At 60.7% G+C, this 16,608-nt stretch carries 14 protein-coding genes; 5 read left to right on the plus strand and 9 right to left on the minus strand.

The genetic code is table 11. The annotated features are described in order from the left end of the window. Nucleotides 1-99: 99 nt before the first annotated feature. A complete protein-coding gene (gene ychF, locus ACEWQ0_RS04750; protein WP_476481099.1) occupies nucleotides 100-1,191 on the plus strand; it encodes a redox-regulated ATPase YchF in 1,092 nt (363 codons plus the stop codon). Nucleotides 1,192-1,623: 432 nt separating this feature from the next. Here the strand turns inward: ychF and ACEWQ0_RS04755 are convergent, their stop codons facing one another. Both ACEWQ0_RS04755 and ACEWQ0_RS04760 read right to left on the minus strand, forming a co-directional pair. Continuing rightward, entirely contained in the window at nucleotides 1,624-2,487 is an 864-nt protein-coding gene (locus ACEWQ0_RS04755) for a prepilin peptidase (RefSeq protein WP_476484672.1), read from the minus strand. Nucleotides 2,488-2,895: 408 nt separating this feature from the next. After that, on the minus strand, nucleotides 2,896-4,116 hold the full coding sequence (locus tag ACEWQ0_RS04760) for a type II secretion system F family protein (protein WP_476484673.1): 1,221 nt from the start codon (nucleotides 4,114-4,116) through the stop codon (nucleotides 2,896-2,898). 270 nt (nucleotides 4,117-4,386) lie between these two features. Here ACEWQ0_RS04760 and ACEWQ0_RS04765 point away from each other — a divergent pair, with 270 nt between their 5' ends. Next, nucleotides 4,387-4,758, plus strand: coding sequence for a four helix bundle protein (locus tag ACEWQ0_RS04765; RefSeq protein ID WP_476484674.1), 372 nt, complete (start codon nucleotides 4,387-4,389; stop codon nucleotides 4,756-4,758). 112 nt (nucleotides 4,759-4,870) lie between these two features. Here ACEWQ0_RS04765 and pilB read toward each other — a convergent pair whose 3' ends face one another. The 7 genes from pilB to ACEWQ0_RS04800 form a co-directional block, all read right to left on the minus strand. Further along, on the minus strand, nucleotides 4,871-6,592 hold the full coding sequence (gene pilB, locus ACEWQ0_RS04770; RefSeq protein WP_476484675.1) for a type IV-A pilus assembly ATPase PilB: 1,722 nt from the start codon (nucleotides 6,590-6,592) through the stop codon (nucleotides 4,871-4,873). A gap of 475 nt (nucleotides 6,593-7,067) precedes the next feature. Then, a complete protein-coding gene (locus tag ACEWQ0_RS04775) occupies nucleotides 7,068-7,286 on the minus strand; it encodes a prevent-host-death protein (protein WP_476481104.1) in 219 nt (72 codons plus the stop codon). A 4-nt stretch (nucleotides 7,287-7,290) separates the two neighbouring features. Continuing rightward, nucleotides 7,291-7,680 (minus strand): type II toxin-antitoxin system VapC family toxin, encoded by a 390-nt coding sequence (locus tag ACEWQ0_RS04780; RefSeq protein WP_476481105.1) that lies wholly within the window; start codon nucleotides 7,678-7,680, stop codon nucleotides 7,291-7,293. A gap of 512 nt (nucleotides 7,681-8,192) precedes the next feature. Then, entirely contained in the window at nucleotides 8,193-8,618 is a 426-nt protein-coding gene (locus ACEWQ0_RS04785) for a pilin (RefSeq protein WP_476484701.1), read from the minus strand. A 238-nt stretch (nucleotides 8,619-8,856) separates the two neighbouring features. Further along, nucleotides 8,857-9,336, minus strand: a complete 480-nt coding sequence (locus ACEWQ0_RS04790; protein WP_476484676.1) for a pilin — start codon at nucleotides 9,334-9,336, stop codon at nucleotides 8,857-8,859. A gap of 121 nt (nucleotides 9,337-9,457) precedes the next feature. After that, nucleotides 9,458-11,407, minus strand: coding sequence for a tetratricopeptide repeat protein (locus ACEWQ0_RS04795; RefSeq protein ID WP_476484677.1), 1,950 nt, complete (start codon nucleotides 11,405-11,407; stop codon nucleotides 9,458-9,460). 20 nt (nucleotides 11,408-11,427) lie between these two features. Next, the gene (locus tag ACEWQ0_RS04800) at nucleotides 11,428-13,413 is read right to left on the minus strand and encodes a tetratricopeptide repeat protein (RefSeq protein WP_476484678.1); all 1,986 of its coding nucleotides are present in this window, start codon (nucleotides 13,411-13,413) and stop codon (nucleotides 11,428-11,430) included. Nucleotides 13,414-13,666: 253 nt separating this feature from the next. Between ACEWQ0_RS04800 and ACEWQ0_RS04805 the strand changes: the two genes are divergently transcribed. From ACEWQ0_RS04805 to ACEWQ0_RS04815, 3 genes are all read left to right on the plus strand, one after another. Beyond that, a complete protein-coding gene (locus ACEWQ0_RS04805) occupies nucleotides 13,667-13,822 on the plus strand; it encodes a hypothetical protein (RefSeq protein ID WP_476484679.1) in 156 nt (51 codons plus the stop codon). A gap of 152 nt (nucleotides 13,823-13,974) precedes the next feature. After that, the gene (locus ACEWQ0_RS04810; protein WP_476484680.1) at nucleotides 13,975-15,156 is read left to right on the plus strand and encodes a glycosyltransferase; all 1,182 of its coding nucleotides are present in this window, start codon (nucleotides 13,975-13,977) and stop codon (nucleotides 15,154-15,156) included. A 217-nt stretch (nucleotides 15,157-15,373) separates the two neighbouring features. Further along, nucleotides 15,374-16,543 (plus strand): DegT/DnrJ/EryC1/StrS family aminotransferase, encoded by a 1,170-nt coding sequence (locus ACEWQ0_RS04815; protein WP_476484681.1) that lies wholly within the window; start codon nucleotides 15,374-15,376, stop codon nucleotides 16,541-16,543. Nucleotides 16,544-16,608: the final 65 nt, after the last annotated feature.

Below are 16,608 nucleotides of genomic sequence, written 5' to 3' on the forward strand. Positions count from 1 at the left end.
AACAAGCTCGGGCAATCGAGGAAAACACCCGTAGCATGCGTGAAGGCGAAGCCGTAACGTATCAACAAACCAACCAACCGAGAGAAGCGAGAACAACCCATGGGTTTCAAATGCGGCATCGTCGGCCTGCCCAACGTGGGCAAGTCGACGCTTTTCAACTGCCTGACCAAGGCCGGCATTCAAGCCGAGAACTACCCGTTCTGCACCATCGAGCCCAACGTCGGCATGGTGCCCGTGCCCGATCCACGCCTGGATGAACTGGCGGCGGCGGCCCGGCCCGAGCGCACGCTGCCGACGATGATGCAATTTGTCGACATTGCCGGCCTGGTCTCCGGGGCCTCGCGTGGAGAAGGTCTGGGCAACAAGTTCCTGGCCCACATCCGCGAAACCGACGCCATCGCTCACATCGTGCGCTGCTTCGAAGATGACGACGTCACCCACGTCTCGGGCCGCGTTGACCCGGTCTCCGACATCGAAACCATCGATACCGAGCTGTGCCTGGCCGACCTGGAAGTGGCCGAACGCGCGCTCGACAAGATCAGCCGCCAGGCCAAATCCGGCGACAAGGAAGCCATCCGCCAGGCTGCGTTGCTCGAGCGCGTCGTTGCCCACCTGGGCGAGGGCCAGCCGTTGCGCACCCTCGAAATGGACGACGAAGAGCGCGTCGCCCTCAGAACCTGGCAGTTCATCACCCGCAAGCCGGTGCTCTACGTAGCCAACGTTGACGACAGCGGCGCGCACGACAATGCCCACGTGCGTGCCGTGCGTGACTACGCGGCCGGCGAACAGGCCGAAGTCGTGGTGCTGTGCGCCGCCATGGAGGCCGAGCTGGCCGAGCTCGACGACGAAGAACAGGCCGAGTTCCTCGCCGACCTGGGCGAAGACGAACCCGGCCTGCACCGCCTCATCCGCGCCGGCTATGCACTGCTGGATCTGCTTACCTTCTTCACCGTCGGGCCGAAGGAAGTGCGTGCCTGGACCGTGCGCAAGGGCTCCACCGCCCCGCAAGCAGCCGGACGCATCCACACCGACTTCGAAAAGGGCTTTATCCGCGCTGAGGTCACCGCCTACGACGATTTCATTGCCTGCAAGGGTGAAGCCGGCGCCAAGGCCGCCGGCAAATTGCGGCTCGAAGGCAAGGACTACATCGTCAATGAAGGCGACGTCATGCACTTCCGCTTCAACGTCTGATTGCCACCTCGACCGTCGGCGATGTAACGCCGACCTACTCATGTCGCTGCCCGGACGGCGCCGGATAGGCGCCGCGTAGGTTGCGGTTACACCCGCGACGGACGAGGCTCCGGATCGGTACCGGGGTCAGCGACGTGTGTCCAGTCCCGCCACGTCGTCCGTCGGGGACGTAGCCCCGACCTACCCATGTCGTTGCCCGGACGGCGCCGGATAGGCGCCGCGTAGGTCGCGGTTACATCCGCGACGGACGACATTCGTCGTTTCCGCGCACACGTGAGCCATGTGTGTCGCGATCGTCCGGGTTGTCCGTCGGCGATGTAACGCCGACCTACGGCATTGCGCGATGCGTGGGGGGGTCGGCAGCCTGCGCAGGTCGCGGTTACATCCGCGACGGACGAGGTTTCAGCCAGGCACGGCCAACCCGCCAACTGGTCACAGATACAACCAGTAATCCACCATCCGCTCCCCCCAGATCAGCGCAATCCACCCGGCGGCGGCGAGATACGGGCCGAAGGCGATTGGCACTTCCTTGCCGCGGCGGGTGGCGATCATGATGGCAATGCCCGAGACCGCGCCCACCAAAGAGGCCAGCAGAATCACCACCGGCAGCACCTGCCAGCCCATCCAGGCGCCCAGCGCGGCGAGCAGCTTGAAGTCGCCGTAGCCCATGCCCTCCTTGCCGGTGACGAGCTTGAACAGGTGGAACACCGACCACAGCGCCAGGTAGCCGGCAATGGCGCCGATCAGCGCACCCTCGACGCTGGCAAACAGCCCCAGCCACAGGTTCAGCGCCAGGCCCAGCCACAGCAGGGGCAGGGTGATCTGGTCGGGCAGCAGCTGGTGGTCGAAATCGATTCCCGTGGCCGCGATCAGCGCCCAGGTCAACACCAGCGCGGCCGCGCCCTCGGGCGTGGCGCCAAAATGAATGATTACGGCCGCCGACAGAGCCGCTGTGACCAGCTCGACCAAGGGGTAACGAAAAGAAATCGGCTCGCGGCAGCTTCGGCACTTTCGCCCCAGCACCAGCCAGCTCACCACCGGAATATTGTCGTACCAGGCAATCGTTGCCTTGCAACGCGGGCAGTGCGAGCGCCTGGCTACCAGCCCCGGCGGCGCCGCTTCCGGTTCGTCGATCTCCAGCAGTTCCCGGCACTGACAGCGCCAGTCGTGAAACAAACGCGCCGGCAGCCGCAGAATCACCACGTTGAGAAAACTGCCCACCAGCAGCCCGAGAACAAAAACGGCGGTCCCGAGAACCGCCGGCGGCAGTGCGTTCAAAGTGTCGAAAAATTCCAAGCCAGATTCCCTTGTGTCAAAAATGATGCCTCCGTCCCCCCGGACCACGATCCGGGGCCGCCTTTACGCAGGCGCCTTCAGCCAGAGAGATCCCGGCTCAAGGCCGGGAATACGGCAACTAGCCAGCCAACCCAGTACCCCGTATCCCCGGACCACGATCCGGGGCCTTCCTGAACGCAGGCGCTGCCGGTCAGAAGATCCCGACTAAAGGCCGGGAATACCGTAGTTGGCGCAGAGCCGCCGCATCCCCGGACCCGATCCGGGGCCTTCTCTAACCACGGCGCCTTTGGATGGAAGATCTCGGCTCAAGGCCGGGAGTACGGCGGCGAACCAGCCAACACCCAGCTTCACACTTCACACTTCACACTTCACACTTCACACTTCACACTTCACACATCCCAATACCCGTCACATCACCGCTGCCATCTGGAAGATCGGCAGGTACATGGCCACGACCATGCCGCCAACGACCACGCCGATGAACACGATGATGATCGGCTCGAGCAGGCTTGAGAGCGCGTCGACGGTGTTGTTGACCTCTTCTTCGTAGAAGCTCGATACCTTGTCGAGCATGTCATCCAGCGAGCCGGCCTCTTCACCGATTGCGGTCATTTGAACCATCATCGGGGGAAACAGCTTGGTCTGCTGCATCGCCAGCTGAAGTGAGTGGCCGGTGGCGACATCGTCCCGGATCTGAAGCGTGGCGTCTTCGTATACGATATTGCCGGTTGCGCCGGCCACCGTTTTCAGTGCCTCGACAAGGGGCACCCCAGCGGCAAAGGTTGTCGACAGCGTGCTGGCGAAACGCGAAAGCGCTGATTTCTCCAGCACCGGCCCAACAATCGGAAGCCTGAGGGACAGTCGGTCGATGAAGTGGCCAAATTTTGCGCTGCGCTTCCGCAGCTGTATCAGTCCAACGATGGCCGCAACGCCCAGAATCAGCAGGAGCCAGCCCTTTGATTGCATGAACTCGGACATGTTCACGACCATCCGCGTGAATGCGGGCAGGTCGGCGCCAAAGTTTTGAAACATTTCCTCGAACTGGGGAATGACAACGATCAAAAGCAGGGCGGTAACGGCTATGGCTACCGCAATAACGGCCGCCGGATAAAACATCGCTTTCTTGATCTTGCCCTTGATCGACTCGATACGCTCCTTGTAGCTGGCAATCGAGTCCAGAACCTGGTCCAGAACACCAGCGGCCTCTCCAGAGGTCACCAGGTTGACGTAGAGGTCGTCAAAATAATTTCTATGCTTGCCCAGGGCTTCGGCCAGGGTGTCACCTGATTCGACATCTGTTCGGATTGTATTGATCAGCGTCTTCATGCGCGGGTTCTCAGACGCCTGGGAGATGATGCCGAACGCTTGAACCAGCGGAATGCCGGAATACAGCATCGTGGCCAATTGCCGGGTGAATACGGCAATATCCTTGGGCTTGATTCTTTTGCCCGTCGTGCCAAACAGTGGCTTGGGCTTTTTCTTGACCCGGCCGGGTACAATTCCTTGCTGGCGCAGTTCAGCCTTGACGATCAGCTCGTTCCGGCCAATTCGCTCGCCCTTCAACCGCTTGCCGCGCCGGTCCATCCCTTCCCAAAGGAAGGTTTCCATCTGCTCCTGGGTGGTCGACATCTATTCCCGCTCCTGCATCCTGACTGGTGTTGGCCAGCGCTCGTGTCCGGCCTGCACAGTTGTCCCTAATGTGGTGATTTTGCGCAGAAACCGGGATAAATGCAAGGTGGGACTTCAGGCGGGGGGTGCTGGCCAAGGGGTGGGCACCGGTAGCGCCGAAGTTGGCTGGTTTGCTGGTTGGCTAGTTAGCTGGTTCGGCAGCTTCGGGGATTGGCGATTAATTGACTGCTGCTGCTAAACTGATGGGCAAGTTGGCTCTAAGCGTTTGGTATGGGGACAATTTCTCGGTTTGAGGACATCGAGGCTTGGAAGGAGGCCCGGATTTTGGTGCAGCAGGTCTACCGGTGCTGCCGTAACACTGCCCTGAGCCGGGATTTCGGCCTTCGGAATCAACTGCAGCGCTCGGCAGTTTCGGTGATGGCTAATATCGCCGAGGGGTTCGAGCGAAAGAATCCGAATGAATTCAGGCATTTTCTGCGCATCGCTCGCGGCTCGTGCGCCGAAGTGCAATCCCACCTGTACGCTGCGCTGGACACGGGCCAGATCAGGCACGATCAATTCCAATTCCTGCAAAGACAAGCAATTGGCACGGCCCGCAGGATCAGCGCCTTCCAACGCTACCTCAACAGCAACACGGCCTGACGCGCCGAACCGGCTGACCACCTAATCGGCTCACCCACCGCTCGCGGCGCAGCCGCCCACCGATCCTTGCGGATGCCGAACCAGCCAACCAGCCAACCAGCCAACCCCAACCTCAATCCTTCGTCACCCGGTTCATTTCTGCCAGGCTGATTCGGCCATCTTTTACCTTGTTCAAGGCCGCGCGGCGCAGGTCGATCACGCCGTCTCTGGCCGACTGCCTTTCCAGCTCCAGCGCGCCGCCGCCCTCGAGAATGATCTTTTCCATTTCTTCCGACACCGGCATTACCTGGAACACGCCCGCGCGGCCCTTGTAACCACCCGTGCACTGGTCGCAGCCGCCGCCCTGGAACACCTTGATGCCCTCGGCCACCTCTTCTTCGCTGAAGCCGATTTTCAGCAGCGCGTCGTCGGGCACGTCTTCGCGCTTCTTGCACGAGTGCAGCGTGCGCGCCAGGCGCTGTGCCACCACCAGGTGCACGGTGGATACGATGTTGTAGCTGGGCACGCCCATGTTCATCAGGCGCGCCACCGAGGCCGGGGCGTCGTTGGTATGCAGGGTCGAGAGCACCAGGTGACCGGTCTGGGCGGCCTTGATGGCAATCTCGGCCGTTTCCAGGTCGCGGATCTCGCCAACCATGATGATGTCAGGGTCCTGGCGCAGAAACGATCGCAGCGCGGCGGCAAAGGTCAGGCCCTGCTTGGCATTCTGCTGCACCTGGTTGACGCCCTTCATGCGGATTTCCACCGGGTCTTCAACGGTGGAGATATTGCGCCCCTCGTCGTTGAGAATGCCCAGCGCCGTGTAGAGCGTAACCGTCTTACCCGAGCCCGTTGGCCCGGTAACCAGCACCATGCCGTAGGGCTTGGAAATGGCCGAGAGGTAGTTTTCCTGCTGCTCGGGTTCGAAGCCCAGTTTTTCCGGCCCCAGATAGGCGCCGGAGGAATCGAGGATACGCAGCACGATCTTCTCGCCCCACAGCGTCGGGCAGGTCGAGACACGAAAGTCGTAGGCCGTACCCTTGGATACATTCAGCTTGATACGCCCGTCTTGCGGAACCCGCCGCTCGGCGATATCCAGATTGGCCATCACCTTCAGCCGCGCCGACAGCCGCGGCGCCATGCGTCGTGGCGGGCGCACCTGGGTAACCAGCACGCCGTCGATACGAAAACGAACGCGGTATTCGTCTTCATAAGGCTCGAAATGAATGTCGGACGCCCCGCGACGGATGGCGTCGACCAGCACCTTGTTGACAAAGCGCACCACCGGCGCGTCGTCGGCACCGTCGGTGTCGCTGGCCTCTTCCTGGGCTTCCTCGCCGGCGTCGAATTGCAGGCTGTCGAGATCGTCTTCTTCTTCGGTCAGCTCGCTGAATGCCTGCGACGAGCCGGCCAGTGCACGATCCAGCGCCGGCTCGATGGCCGAATAGGGCGCCAGAATAGCCTCCACCGACAGCCCGGTGGAAAATGCCAGCTCGTCGATTCCCGCCTTGTTGCCCGGGTCGGCGGCAACAACGTACAAGCGCTTGCCGCGCTTGAGAATGGGCAGAATCAGGTGCTTGCGAATCAGCTCTTCGCTGACCGAGTCCATCGGTGCGTGCTTGAGATCCACCGCGGCCAGATCCACCAGCGGCATGCCGAAATCCGCGGCCGCCACGTGCGCGAATCCGATGGCGTCCACTGCTTTTTCCCGGACAATGTGACTGGTAAAGGTGCGTCCCTTCTTGGTGGCTTCGCTGGCAATCTGAAGCGCCTTGTCCTCGGTCACCAAGCCGGCATCGACCAGCTTGCGGCCAAGCGAGGGCAGGCGCATCACGGCGGCGGGTTGGGCAGGCATGGGTCAAATCCGTTGAAAGCTGATCAAATCCTAGCGCTCGGGCGCTGATTTTGCAAAGAATTTCCCGGCCACGCCCTGCCTACCTCCTGAATTCCCGGCCAAGCTCATTTAACCCCCGAATTCCCGGCCAAACTCACTTAACTCCCGAATTCCCGGCCAAACTCACTTAACTCCCGAATTCCCGGCCAAGCGCAGCGCAGAGCCGGGATCTCCCATCCGCAGGCACCATTAGCAACAAGACCCCGGAGCGAGTCCGGGGATACAGGTGCTCAGCGCGCGGCGCCTAACCACCCGAATTCCCGGCCAAGCTCACAACCCCGAATTCCCGGCCGCAGAGCCGGGATCTCCCATCCGCAGGCACCAAACGCAGAAAAGACCCTGGATCAAGTCCGGGGATACGCGGGCGTGAAGAAGACCCCGGATCAGGTCCGGGGATGCGTGTAGGGAGTTCTGGCCGTGCGCGAAGCGCAACGCATCACCCCTCGCGCGACTCCCGAACCGCTTCGAGAATGTCTGTAGTGCTGACCGCGCTATCGATACCCGGCACATCAAAGGGCGAGGCGGGCTCTGTACGCTTTGCGCGCAGAGAAAACCGGCTGCCGTCTTTTCTGCGAATTTCCACCTCCTGGTCCTGGGCCAGGACCAGGAGTTTCGAGAGATTCTGACGAGCTTCAGAGTAGGTAAATACCTTCATGGGATTACTCCAGCACTTCAATTCCAAGGCGAGTGGCCACCCGTTTCATGCCGCGATCGAGTGTGAGCAAGGGGCATGAGAGTGCCTGCGCACAACGCAGAAAATAGGCGTCATAGGCATAAATATCGTGTTCGGCAGCAAGTTGCAGTGCCTCGGCTATATTCGTTGAAACCAGCCGAACCGGGATTTGGCGGACTGCCTTTTCAGCTTTCAGGGCCTGCGATCCGGTGAGCCTCCGACGCTTGACCATAGCCGACAAAGCGTTGCCGATCTCATACGGCAAGAACTCGGGCGCCAGCACCGCTGCGTTGGCCGTAAGCTCGACGACGCGCGCCCTCTCCGCCTCCTGCAGGGCAACGGCCAGAAAAATGTTGGTGTCGACGACAATATCCATTTGACAATTGTACAAGTGAGGTTGGGCGGCGTCCAGAGAGCTTCGCCGGTACCTGCGCCGCCGAGGTTCATCACGCGTTCCCGGCCAAGCTCACTCAACACCCGAATTCCCGGCCAAGCTCACAACCCCGAATTCCCGGCCAAGCGCAGCGCAGAGCCGGGATCTCCCATCCGCAGGCACCAATAGCAGCAAGACCCCGGATCAAGTCCGGGGATGCGCGGGCGTAAAAAGGCCCGGGCTCAGGTCCAGGGATGCGTGCAGGGTGTCCGGGGGGAATGCGTGTAGGGAGTTCGGGGGAAATGCGTGTAGGGGCCCCGGGGGCGTGTGATGCGGAATCCGGGGATGCGCATGCTGGTGTCGCAGCGCCCGCAGGCGCGGCTTGAGCCGGGAGTGCCCGGCTATTTCACAGGCGGCGGGCGGCCGGCATTTGCGCCAGGCAAAAAAATGCCCCGCAGTATGAGCGGGGCATTTTTGCTGCGTGTGTTCTTACGGTCACTCAAGACCTGAAAAAACTAGCGGCAGCGCGCCGGCAGGTACTTGCTATCAACGCCGCTACCATTACACGACCATGCGACGCTTCCGCCCTGGCTGCTCGGCGACAGCACCAGAGTCTCGCCTGAAATCGCTGCGTTTTCGTTGCCGGTGTCGAACGTGGCAGTGATCACACCGTCTGAGACTTCCACTTCCGACACGTACTCACCCGTAATTGATGCTGCGTCGGCAAGGCCTGCTGAGGCGTTGCTGCCGGGCCAGTCACCCTTGTCGGTCCAGTACTCGGCGACTGCGGTCCGCGCACCGCCCGACAGGTTCATCCCTTCAGATACCTGGGCGCGGATGGTGTAGTCCTGGTAGGCCGGAATGGCTATGGCCATCAGAATGGCTAGAATGGCGACCACGATCATCAGTTCGATCAGGGTAAAGCCGGATTGCTTGCGCATGGTGTTCATGAGTTGCTCCTTGTTTGATTTGCTTCAACTTGCCCTCGAGGGCATGACGTCATTTCCCCTTGCGTAGAAGTTAATGCAGTAATCATGCCATTGATGGCCCCTGGAGCGAATGCCTCGCTTTTGCAGTGCGGCAGGCCGCTGATCATGCTTTGTTCTTCCAGTGCAGGTTTGCCTGAAATCGGCGTGGGTGACAATTTTTGTCAGTTTTGACAAGTTTTGTCACGCTCTGTCAGTTGCGGCAGCGTGCCGGTCTGTACCTATGCGGCACATCGCCCTGATCACAACCCCATGTCATGGAGGCGTCTTCTGCCGCTCCCAGGGCCTTCAGAACGAGGGTTTTGCCGGCAATGGCGCTGTTTGCGCCGGCAGCGCCAAAGGTAACCGTAATTTCGCCGTTGCTGTCTATTGCCACCGCGCTGACGTATTCGCCGCCGATGCTGGCCGGGTCGGCCAGCCCGGCGTCCTCATTATTGTTGGGGAAGGCACCATGGCTGGACCAGTAGTCCCAGACCGCGGCCTTGGCGCCACCGGCCAGGTTCATGCCTTCGGTCACCTGGGATCTGATGGTGTAGTCCTGATAAGCGGGAATGGCTATGGCCATGATAATGGCCAGAATGGCCACCACGATCATCAGTTCGATAAGCGTAAAGCCGCGCTGGCCGGCGGCTGCACTCCGCTGGAAGCTGGAGTCTGGTATCGGCGAAAGCATGTAGGGCCTCCCTTGATGCGAATTTGCGTTTTGGTGCGCTGAGTTTGCTCGCGCCCTAAAGCCTTTCAGATATCGTGCCAGAGGCCAGCCAGTGAGGCGTGCTTCACGGTGCGTTTGTGGCTCAGTTCGCCAGATTGTCAAGATATTCGCGCAGCTTCTGGTTCCAGGCCAGGCGTTCAAGTCGGCTCATTTCCGGCGGTGAGGCTAGCTGGCGGCGCAGGTATTCCCGGGCGGCACCCAGATCACCCTGCAGTGTCCACGACCAGGCAATCAAGATTGCCGTTTGTGGGTCGGGCTCGAGCTTCAAGGCCTGCTCCAAGTGATTGCGCATGGCTGGCCATGCGCCACGGTCTTGCGCCAGATGAGCCAGCGAGTAGTGAATGTATTCGGTTGTCCTTTTGCTCTGGTGGCGACTCGTGTCCGCCAGGGCAATCCGGGCCAGTTCAGAAAGCTGTTTGCGCGTCAGCAGTGGGCAGGGCAGGTCGTCGGCAGCGAGTACAAAGCGGTGCAGGCCGATGGCGCTGCCCAGCCTGAAGGTGTTGGGCGCGGCCAAGGCAGCCTTGGCCTGCACCAGCCGACGTTGGAGGTCAATCTCACCTGTCGGGCAGTACTGCAGCCGCTGAAGCCGGATGATTTGATTTTCCGGGTGATGTTTGATCCCGCGGGCAAGAATCCTGTCGGCAAGGGCATTGCTGCCGCGGCTTGCGTAAACCGAAGACAGGGTGAGGCTGGCGCGCACGGACGTCGGGCTGCGCTCATGCCAGCTCTGCGCGGCGATCTCGGGCCGGCCCCAGATCCACGTTGCGTAAACCAGCACCGCGGCAGAAGCGGCAACAAAGGCGGCAGCAACAATCGGGCCGATCCAGGCGGCGTTTCGCAGCGGCCGGGCAAAAAACAGTGGCCAGGCCAGCGCAAAAAACAGCCCGAAGGCCGGCGCGTAATTTCGATGGGCAAAATACAGCTCCAGCGCAACGGTGGTTGATTCGATCAGGTGTGCGCCAAAAAACCAGGCCAGGCCAAAAACAACCGCCGGCCAGCGGCGCTTGAGAATCAGCGCCAGTACCAACAGCGCGACCAGGCCGGCGACCGAGAGCAGAGTGGTTGCCGGATCCAGCAGCGAATGCGATAGCGGATAAGCATCGCTGTAGGGGGTGACCGAGCCGGCCTGTGGAAATGCCAGATTGAACATGTAATCCCACAGCGCCCGTGCCTGGGTCAGCAGGCGCTCGAACAGATCAAAACTGCGGCCGCCGTAGCCCGCACCCATGGCCCCTTTGATGCCGCGCCAGGCCAGATAACCAATCACCAGGCCGCTCGGCAGGCTCAGCGCCAGGTGAAACCAGGCCCTGGGCAGGCGGCGCGGCGGCGTGATTGCGCGACGGATGATCAACACCTCGCACAGCAGCGCCAGCAGCGGCAAGAGCAAGCCGTTTTCCTTGGCCAGCGCTGCCAGCAGGGTGCCGGCACCCAGGCTGAAAAGCGCAAGCAGCAGGCCAGCATCACGACGCGTGAGCATCCAACGGCGCCCGGCCAGGTAGCCGATCAGGCCGACAAACATGAAACACGCGGCAAGCGTGGTCATGCGCTGCACGGCCATCAGGCTGGCGCTGGCGAGAAACGGCGAAAAGACCCAGGCCGATGCAACCGACAGCGCAAACCAGTGACGCCTGCTGAAACCGGACTTGCCTGAGCCAGGTTCGGGGGCAAGAAAGCCGGCCAGGCTGAGCGCCAGCCAATAAACGAGCGCGCCGTTCAGCACGTGAATACAGGTGTTGGCCTTGAGAAAAGCGGGAGGGTTGTCCGGCCAGTCTTCCGCCTGAAGCGCAAAGGTGGCCAGCGCCACCGGTCGCTTGAGCGGCCCGGCAATTCCGCTGGTGGAAAAGACCAGCCCGGTCGTCAGGTTGTCTACCTGCTCCAGCCCGTTGAGGCTGGCGTAGTCATCAAAGTGCCAGCCTCCGGAAAAGCCCGGGCTGTAGGCCCACCAAGCCAGGGCCAGCACCATGGCCAGTGCCGCCACGTGCGCCAGACCGGCCTGCCACGCAAACCGTGGTTTTTCAGTCCTGGCATGCATTCGGCGGGTTTGGCTGGCATTTATTCATTGGCCGCTTCCTGAAAAGGCTTGTCTTCATCACGGAAAGGGCCAGTCGGCGTGCTGCCGTCAACAATCTGCTGGCGATAGCGCCACAGCTTGTCCTGGTAACCCAGCCGCAGCTCCAGCTTTTCCGGCGGGTTGGCCAGAGCCTTGTCCAGCCGCTCCAGCGCGGCCTCGCGATCGCCTTTTTCAAGCTGCTGCCAAGCGATCATGATGGCATTTTCTGCGCTGGGGTTGATGGCAAAGGCCTCTTCCAGCCGGTTGATCGCGTATTCATGCCGGCCAAGCGCGTGGGCGAGTTCGGCCAGGGTGTAGGCCAGATGGTGGCGGACGTAGTCGTTGAGCAAGCGACCACGCTGGTGGTAAAGCTGGTCGAGAAATTCCAACAGCTCTTCCTGGCGGGCAAATCGGCAATCGCCTCTGATGTTGGCGCTTGCCAATTCGCCCAGAATGTTCGCTGTGGAAAAGTCCAGCAACGGCTCGGCCATCACCTTTGTGCGCGCTCGTTGCCAGCGTGCGGCCAATTGTTCGGGACTGCCCATGCAAACCTGCAAACTCTGAAGCTCCAGCCAGGACGAGTCGGGGTTGAGCTCGAGCGCCTGGTCGAAGACCTTGGCCGCGCCGGGGCGGTCCCCTTCCGAGAGATACTGCGCGCCGATGAACTGCGCGGCACGGGCCGAGCCGGGATGGTCGCGATACCACAGTTCAGCCGCCAGATGCGGCCGGCCCCATACGCTTGTCGTGTCTGCAAGAATTACCGCTGCAAGCAGAACCCAACCGCCCAGCGCGGTGCCGGCCAGCTTGCGGGTGCCACCGCTGGCCGGGCCCAGGACCAGAAGACCCACTGCGGCAAAAAACAGCCCGAAGGCCGGTACGTAATTGCGATGGGCAAAGTAGAGTTCGAGCGGAATCACGGTGGATTCCAGCAAATGCCCGGCCAGAAAGAAAACCCAGCCAAACAGCAGCACCGGCCAGCGGTTTCTCGCCAGCCAGGCAAGAGCCGTGACCGCAACCAGCCCGAGCAAACCCAGCGCGGTGCTCAGTGGTGAGAACAACCCGCGCGAAGCGGCATAGTCATCGGCAAACGGAGAAACTGCTGACTGGCGCGGGGCGAACAGATTGGAAATATAGTCCCAAAGAATTCGACACTGGGTCAGAAGCCGTTCGCCCATGGTGAAATCGCGGCTCAGGAATCCGGCTGGATTCAGTGCACGCAAGCCCAGATAGGCCACGATGGCCAGCGTGGGCAGGCCCAGCATCAGCCAAACCCAGCGGCGCGCGCGGCGATTCTCTATCGGGGCATATCTGGCCAGCAGGGTCAGTTCAGTCACCAGCAGTAAAATCGGGAGCAGGGCGCCATTTTCCTTGGCAAGCGTGGCCAGCACGGTGCCGAGACCCGCTCCGAGCGTCATGACTGCTGCACCTTTGCCCGGATACCGATTGACTTGCCCGCGGCCAAAAAGATAAACGGCCATGCCGCCGAAAAGAAAGGTGGCCGACAGCGAGGTCATGCGCTGAACGACCATCAGGTTGGTGCTGGCCAGGAAAGGGCTGATAACCCACGCGGAAGCAACCGCCACAGAAAACCACAGATTGCAGCTGCCGCCGTGGCCGAGCATTTTACCAAGCTGGTGGGCAACGACAAAAACCAGAATGCCGTTGAGCAGGTGAATCAGCGTATTGACCAGAAGGAATGCCTCGATGTCGCCCGGCCAGCTGGCTGCCTGGGGCAGAAAGGTCAGCAGGGCCAGCGGACGACCGCTTGGACCCGCACGGCCGCTGAGAATGAATGCCAGCCCCGATTGCAGATCCCCGACCGTGGCGAGTCCGCCGAGATTCCACTGATCGTCAAAATACCAGGTGCCTGAAAATGCCAGGCTGTAGGCCCAGAACGTGAAAAGAAGCACGATCAGGAAAATGGTGATCGGTGTTGCCGGGTAGCCCAATAGACCTTCCGTGCGACGCGATTGAACCGAAGTGGTCATTTGCTGGCCGATGCCTGGGTGAAAGGACGAAATTGTCCTTCAATGGCATGCGTCTGACAAGCGCAGACTTGTGATTGCAATCACGGCTTGAGACTGCACATACACTACCGAAACACCCACGAGATGCTGCCGCATGGCTGAATTATTGCGCTAGACTGCCATTCGTCGAGACGGTTTGCCGAGCTGGGATCTGTCGACAGCACGGCAGGAATAAGCCTGGGCGGCGGTCCTTCAGCCCGGAGATCAACAAGATTTGAACAAGAAAACGCGCCTGCTGGTAATCTCCTCCACCTACCCCCGCTGGGCCGACGACGCCGAGCCGAGCTTCGTGCACGAGCTCAGCCGGCGGCTTGCCGGGGATTTCGAGGTGACGGTGGTCTGTCCCGCCGCACGCCGGCCGGGCGGGTAGGCGTCACACAGATGAATCGGCGTGGGCCAATGGGCGACTGCGGCTGTAAGGTGTCGGGCACTGGTAGAGCAGCCAGGCTTCAAGGCGTACGCCAAATTGCGCGACAGTTCAAGCTTTACCGCCAACCATGGAACGGCTCACCGGAAGGGAACATGCCAACTCGAGGATACGATCTTTCCCATCAACAAGACGCTGCGATAGTCCTTGTAACCAGCTCTTTCCCGACCTCGGGAGACGGCAGCGAGGCTGCCGGCTCTTTTGTGCTCGATCTGGCACACGAGTTGGCTCGGCATGGCCCCTGCCGTGTTGTTGCGCCGGGTGCCGCCAGTGGAGTGGAGGAGTGGAGCGAGAATCTAAACATCTTCAGGTACAAGGCCCCAAGGCAAGCGCTATCCACGCTCAAGCTGCAGTCGCCGCGTGACCTGATTCAGGTCGCCAAAGTCATGCGCGCCGGGCACACGGCAACTCTGGCTGCCGTCGAGGCAGGCCCCACCCGACTGATGTTGGCCCTCTGGGCGCTGCCCGGTGGCTATTGGGCCCGTCGAGCGGCAAGACTCAAGCGATTGCCCTACGCTGTCTGGACCCTAGGCAGCGATATCTGGTCACTGGGCCGAATTCCGCTGGTGCGCGGTACGATAAGGCGTGTTCTCAGAGGCGCTACAACCGTGTATTCTGACGGTATCCGGCTCGCCGAAGACACCAGGGCGATCTGTGGCCGGAAAGTGGAGTTTTTGCCGAGCACCCGCAGGATAGACGCCGACTATGCAAGTAAGCTACGAGGCAAGCCGCCATACCGAATGACATTCATCGGGCGCTGGCATCCCAACAAGGGCATTGACCTGCTGATGGCCGCACTGGAGCTTTTGGCCGAAAACGACTGGGCGCGGATCGAAAGCGTCTCGATATACGGTGGGGGCGCGATGGAGCACGAGGTCACTGCCAAGGCTCGGCGCCTCGCAGACTCAGGCCGACCGGTTATGGTCGGCGGTTACCTCAGCAAGCGTCAGGCTGAAAGAGTCATTGGAGAAACGGATTGGCTGCTGATCCCCTCAAGAGTCGAGAGTATTCCGCTGATCTACTCGGATGCACTCAAGCTTTCAGTGCCGGTACTCGCCACGCCGGTTGGTGATCTGGAATGGTTGATCCGGCAGGACGCGACGGGGCAGCTTGCCGATTCCGTATCGGCGGATGCCATTTCCTCCTTGATTCGTGACGCGTTGTCGCGCTCTCCGTGCAATTATCAGGATGCGCTTTCCAATGCCGCCAGGCGATTCGATCTCAGTCGCATAGTAGCGCGGTTGACGAGTATGCAGGAGGGTGCTGATGGCTGGTGACTGGCTAGTCTCGCGCGCCCGACAGTCCCGAGTCGTCCTCCGCACCGGAATGGAGCCCGGTTCTGAGAACCCTGGGCGCTCCTACAGGGTTTGCCGGACCGCCTTTGCGTTGCTTCTACACTGAAGTTGACGACCAGGCAAGCCGATCTTGATCCAACTCCTTTGTTTGCGAGAATAGAAGCGAATTGGCAGCATTTACAGCAGAGAGAGGTTGAGGATGACGACTTCTAGTAATGAGTTCCTGGTCTTTGGAAGCCCATTTATCGGTGAGGAAGAGATTGCGGAAGTCGAATCCTGCCTTAGGTCAGGATGGTTAGGGACGGGGCCAAGGGTTGCGCAATTCGAGCAGGATTTTGCTCACTACAAAAGTGCGGAAGCTGCCAGGGTTGCTGCGGTCAACTCCTGTACGGCGGCGCTTCAAGTCAGCATGATCGCGGCCAATATTGAGAAAGGCGCCGAGGTTATCACTACACCGCTGACCTTCTGCGCCACCGTGAATGCCATCATCCACGCAGGCCTGAAGCCAGTTCTAGCCGATGTGGATCCGCTGACGCAGTGCATTTCGCCGGAGGCCATAGAGGATGCTGTCACATCACGGACCCGCGCAATCCTCCCTGTTCACTTCGCAGGGCGACCCTGCGACATGGATCGAATCATGGCAATAGCGGAAAAACACGACCTGCTGGTGATCGAGGATTGCGCACACGCGATCGAAACAGAGTACCAGGGCAGGCCTGTCGGCACGTTCGGGGATTTTGGTTGCTTCAGCTTTTACGTCACGAAAAACGTTGCCACCGGGGAAGGGGGAATGATTCTTGGCCGGAGCCCTGACCTCATTGCCAGGGCAAAGACGCTTGCCCTGCATGGCATGAGCAAGGATGCGTGGCACCGTTTTGGCGACAAGGGATACAAGCACTACCAAGTGGTCGAATGCGGCTTCAAGTTCAACATGATGGACATCCAGGCCGCATTGGGCATCCATCAGTTGGCGCGGGTGGAGGCAAATTGGAAGCGGCGCCAGCAGATCTGGAATCATTATCAGCAAGAACTTGCCCCCCTGTCGATCGGGCTTCCCGTTGAGCCGAGCGAAGGAGACCGACACGCCTACCACTTATATACCGTGATGATTGACGAAACGTCTAGCGGCGTCACCAGAGATGGGTTTCTGCAGAAAATGAATGAAGCAGGCATCGGTACCGGTGTGCACTACCTGTCTATCCCCGAGCATCCCTATTATCAGGAGGAATTCGGCTGGCGGCCGCATCAGTACCCTAACGCGATGAAAATCGGGAGGCAGACGGTGAGCTTGCCACTGTCGGCCAGTCTCTCAGACAATGACATATCCCGGGTAATCGATGCGCTTTCAGTGTTCGCCTTAACCACATGAGTCATGACAAGTAATCACAGCTCTAACCCTGAGAGGAAGGTCGCAACTATCTTGATGAAGGTTGG

This window comes from Wenzhouxiangella sp. YN9 (assembly GCF_056324165.1).

Coding starts and splice junctions, on each gene's coding strand:
- ACEWQ0_RS04810 (WP_476484680.1), top strand. CDS start 13,975: ATGCCAACTCGAGGATACGATCTTTCCCATCAACAAGACGCTGCGATA.
- ACEWQ0_RS04785 (WP_476484701.1), bottom strand. CDS start 8,618: ATGCGCAAGCAATCCGGCTTTACCCTGATCGAACTGATGATCGTGGTC.
- ACEWQ0_RS04795 (WP_476484677.1), bottom strand. CDS start 11,407: ATGCATGCCAGGACTGAAAAACCACGGTTTGCGTGGCAGGCCGGTCTG.
- ACEWQ0_RS04775 (WP_476481104.1), bottom strand. CDS start 7,286: ATGAAGGTATTTACCTACTCTGAAGCTCGTCAGAATCTCTCGAAACTC.
- ACEWQ0_RS04765 (WP_476484674.1), top strand. CDS start 4,387: ATGGGGACAATTTCTCGGTTTGAGGACATCGAGGCTTGGAAGGAGGCC.
- ychF (WP_476481099.1), top strand. CDS start 100: ATGGGTTTCAAATGCGGCATCGTCGGCCTGCCCAACGTGGGCAAGTCG.
- ACEWQ0_RS04800 (WP_476484678.1), bottom strand. CDS start 13,413: ATGACCACTTCGGTTCAATCGCGTCGCACGGAAGGTCTATTGGGCTAC.
- ACEWQ0_RS04780 (WP_476481105.1), bottom strand. CDS start 7,680: ATGGATATTGTCGTCGACACCAACATTTTTCTGGCCGTTGCCCTGCAG.
- ACEWQ0_RS04760 (WP_476484673.1), bottom strand. CDS start 4,116: ATGTCGACCACCCAGGAGCAGATGGAAACCTTCCTTTGGGAAGGGATG.
- ACEWQ0_RS04790 (WP_476484676.1), bottom strand. CDS start 9,336: ATGCTTTCGCCGATACCAGACTCCAGCTTCCAGCGGAGTGCAGCCGCC.
- pilB (WP_476484675.1), bottom strand. CDS start 6,592: ATGCCTGCCCAACCCGCCGCCGTGATGCGCCTGCCCTCGCTTGGCCGC.
- ACEWQ0_RS04815 (WP_476484681.1), top strand. CDS start 15,374: ATGACGACTTCTAGTAATGAGTTCCTGGTCTTTGGAAGCCCATTTATC.